Below are 4,117 nucleotides of genomic sequence, written 5' to 3'. Positions count from 1 at the left end.
TTTTTATAAATAATGATAGTGCAGTAAATGCAATGGGTTTTTAAAAAAAGAAAATAAGTGATTTGCATGGCAGAAATATTACCAAAAATTACTGGACAGGTTATTGGACATTTTAATGCATTTAAAGGATCAAGACCAGCTTACAATGCAGAACATATACTAATTGTAAGAGGAATAAGTCGTGACAAGATTGAAATTGATGAAATGGAAGACAAATTAGCTGAACTTAAGGATATCCTTGGTGCAAGAGAAGTGGATGTCTTGTCCGATGCTGGAAAAAACTTTACAGAAAAAATTGACTCTTATATGAGAGAAGATATGGATATGACAACAACACCTGACAATGGTGGAATTTTAAGAATGAAAGATGATATGGAAAGCATGGGATTGGCTGTTTTCTACAAATTATTCTTAATGCCTCATGCAGGAGCATTCGTAGCCATCTGGAAAGACAAATCAGGATTTGGACCATTATATGTTGAAGTAACTGTAGCTCAAAGAGAAGACAGTGAAAACTGATTTTAAATCAAAAAATAATTTAAAAAATTAACTTAAAAAATATTATAAAAATTAATTTAAAAAAAATTAAATTAAAAAATTATTAAAAAAATTAATTTAAAAAAAATTAATTTAAAAAATCACTGAAATTAATTCAAACAATCATTTAAAGGTGGAAAATGTCTAATTTATCAAATATTAACTTTGAAAATCTAGGTCGGGATGATTTAATCAAGCTTTTAACCTGTGAAAAAGGAGACATATTAAAGATAATGGAACTCGCTAATTCCAAAAGAGAAGAGGAATATGTCACATACTCTAAAAATGTATTTATCCCACTTACAAAAATCTGTAGAAATGACTGCGGATACTGTGCATTTAAACAAAACCCGGATGACCCTGATGCAATCATATTGCAAGATAAAGAAGATGTTTTAGCTACCTTAAAAGAGGCTGAAAAATACGGCTGTAAGGAAGCATTATTTACAATGGGTGAAGATGCAGACGAAGAGGAAGCGGTCAAATCAAGACTCAAAGAATTGGGATTTAATAAGATGACCGACTACATCTACGACATCTGTAAAACATGCCTTGAGGAAACCTCATTGCTTCCACACACAAACGCTGGAAACTTTTCATATGAGGATATGAAAAAATTAAAGGAAGTTAATGTTTCAATGGGAATGATGCTTGAAAGCACATCCCAACGTCTCATGAGCACAATAGCTCATGAAAAAAGCCCTGGAAAAGACCCGAAAGTCCGTATTGAAACAATAGAAAATGCAGGAAAACTAAAAATTCCATACACAACAGGAATTTTAATAGGCATTGGAGAAACAAAGGAAGAAATAGCGAATTCCCTGCTTAAAATCAAGGAAATCAGTGATAAATATGGGCATATTCAGGAAGTAATTATTCAAAACTTTACAGTAAGTCCAGGAATCCAAATGGAAAACTATGAGGAACCAAGCCTTTTGGATATGGTTAGAACAGTTGCAGCAGCACAATTGCTCTTTGATGAGGAGATTTCAGTCCAGGTCCCACCTAACTTGAACTATGAAACAAGCCAAATCTTCCTTCTTTGCGGAACAGACGATTGGGGAGGAGTTTCCCCACTTAGTGAAGATTATGTAAATCCAAGTTCCCCATGGCCAACTCTTGACACATTGGAAAGACTGACAAATGATGCAGGATTTAAGTTAAAGGAAAGATTGGCAATTTACAAAAGATATATTAATTCAGAGTTTATTGAAAATGAAAAATTACTGCTGAAGACTGAAAAACTTCAAGAAGAGATTGAAAATAATTAATCTCTTTAAAAAAATCACAAAATAGAAAAATAAAAACAAAGAACAATGAAATATTAAAAAAAAGAATCTAAAAGAAAAGCTTGGCCAACTTTAAAATGGATTTAGGCTGAGCCTTAATAACCACCTTAACAATTTCAGCCACTGTAACTTTAGATAAGTTCATTTCCTTAAACTTATGAGCAATCTTATTTATGTCATCGTCATCCAAAGTCCATAAATAATCACAAACCTTAGGATATTTCAAGATTTCACGACCCATTTCATCCAAATACAAGTCCTCATACTTTTTAAGGAATTTTTTAGAATAATCACCAGATTTTATAGCTTCTGCAGCAACTTGACCTGCAAATTTACCGCCTAACATACCATTGGTGATTCCTCCACCAGTCAATGGATTAACCTGACTTGCAGCATCTCCACAAAGCATAATATTGTCAGAATACATTTGTTTAACAAGTCCTCCTACAGGATCTCCTCCAACATTCAATTCAACTGCCTGAGCATCCTGTGTTGCATAACAGTTATCAACAGCATCAAGAAGATATTCATAAGCAGGCTTGCCTTCAGCCATATCTGTTACAATTCCAAGACCTGCATTTACAACATCCTCCCCTTTAGGGAAAAGCCAGAAATAACCTCCGGGAGCTATGCTGCCAAAATAAAACTCCAGATAATCATTCCTTTTCATTGCAACATTACACATTTCAAATTGTACACCTGATATCATATGCCTTGGAAGTATATGTGCATCCAAACCTGCCCATTTGGCAACATGACTTTCAGGACCGTCTGCACCAATTATAATCTTTGCATTTATATCAAAGGTTTCACCCATTGATTCACAAGTGACTGTAAATGAATCTCCATCCCTTTCAATGGCCTTTGCCTGGGTTTTAATTCTAATCTCTGCACCTTCCCTTGCAGCCTCCATTGCCATATGCTTGTCAAAGACCTTACGTTCAAGAACATAACCTGCATCAGGCAAATCTATTTGGGTTTCATCAAACCACAATTCGGTTCCATCAGGAGCAACGAACCTTACGCCACGAATTTCCTGAGTAATCCAACGAGGGTTCATCTCAAGATCCAGTTTCTCAAAAATCTTTTTTGAAACCCCTTCAGCACATCTTTTAGGAGCTCCAATTTCAGACTTTTTATCTATAATAATTACATCTGCACCTCCTTTAGCCGCAAATCTGGCAGCTGAAGAACCTGCAGGCCCTGCTCCAATTACCAAAACATCAGTTTTTATCATGAATATTTCCCCAAAACTATAAAATCAAAAATAAATATCTGAAAGAATCTTTAAACAAACAACCTTTAATAAAATAATCTTTAACTAAATAATATTAATAAAAATCTTTTATAAAAGCTAACAAGCCTAATACCTTAAAATCTATTTAATAAATCCTAGCATCCAAGACTATATGTTCAACACCTGGAGCATATCGCTTAATATTCTGAATATTTAAAACTTCAACTTCACGCTGCCCACATTCATAAGCAATCTTTTTAACCCTTTCATAAGGTCTTGTTTCAATAAGCTTTAAAGGAACAGTTTCATGGTAATGAATTATTCCACCATCCTTAACAGCTTCCATAGCCGGCTTTAAATAGTGATGAGTGGTCTTTACATAACCCATCAAAACCCTGTCTGCAGAATATTTGGGAGCTTCAATAGCACAGTCTCCTAAAATCGGAAAAATCCTTTCACTATTTCTGTTTATTTTATTTAATTCAATATTTTTCTTTAAAAAATGAAAGGAATTAGGATTTATTTCAATGGAATAGATTTCCTTTGCATCACTGAAAACACCGATTGGAATGGAAAAATAGCCAATTCCCGCAAACATATCAACAACAACCTCATTAGGCCTAACCAATTTGGCAATGCGAAGCCTTTCATTATTGTTTCCTTTTGCCCACATTACCTTTGCCAAGTCCAAGCTGAATAAACAACCGTTTTCCTTATGGATTGTTTCTGTCTCATTACCATAAAGAAGACTGATTTCAGGTTCCCTTTTTTGACCATCAATCTTGTCTATCTTTAAAATTGACTTAACCTTATGTTCTGATGCAATTTCCTCTAGGACGTCCTGATTGGAAACATCTATGGAAGATGAATTAAATTTAAAATTATCATCAATTACCAAAATATCTCCGATCTTTTTCCATTTCATAAAATCACAAAAACAATTTTTCTAATACATTACAATATTTGTTTTTATTAATAAAAAATTTTTTTAAATTTTAGAAAAAAATAGCATAGAAAAATAAAATAAAAAAATTTAAAATTTCAGAAAAAAAAT

4 protein-coding genes are annotated in these 4,117 nt (G+C 33.3%); 2 read left to right on the top strand and 2 right to left on the bottom strand.

Annotated features, from left to right (window positions below; all coding sequences use genetic code 11):
- Positions 1–66 precede the first annotated feature (66 nt).
- Positions 67–519 (top strand): DUF2120 domain-containing protein, encoded by a 453-nt coding sequence (locus Q0138_RS01590; protein WP_297979999.1) that lies wholly within the window; start codon positions 67–69, stop codon positions 517–519.
- A gap of 251 nt (positions 520–770) precedes the next feature.
- The gene (cofG, locus tag Q0138_RS01585; protein ID WP_297980002.1) at positions 771–1,808 is read left to right on the top strand and encodes a 7,8-didemethyl-8-hydroxy-5-deazariboflavin synthase subunit CofG; all 1,038 of its coding nucleotides are present in this window, start codon (positions 771–773) and stop codon (positions 1,806–1,808) included.
- 67 nt (positions 1,809–1,875) lie between these two features.
- Here the strand turns inward: cofG and Q0138_RS01580 are convergent, their stop codons facing one another.
- Both Q0138_RS01580 and Q0138_RS01575 read right to left on the bottom strand, forming a co-directional pair.
- Entirely contained in the window at positions 1,876–3,063 is a 1,188-nt protein-coding gene (locus Q0138_RS01580) for an NAD(P)/FAD-dependent oxidoreductase (RefSeq protein WP_297979997.1), read from the bottom strand.
- 145 nt (positions 3,064–3,208) lie between these two features.
- Positions 3,209–3,988: a class I SAM-dependent methyltransferase family protein gene (locus Q0138_RS01575; RefSeq protein ID WP_297979995.1), complete on the bottom strand. Its 780-nt coding sequence runs from the start codon at positions 3,986–3,988 to the stop codon at positions 3,209–3,211.
- Positions 3,989–4,117 lie beyond the last annotated feature (129 nt).

The sequence above is a fragment of the uncultured Methanobrevibacter sp. genome, assembly GCF_937906425.1.
Taxonomy (GTDB): domain Archaea; phylum Methanobacteriota; class Methanobacteria; order Methanobacteriales; family Methanobacteriaceae; genus Methanobrevibacter.
This window is presented reverse-complemented; position numbering and strand designations above follow the sequence as displayed.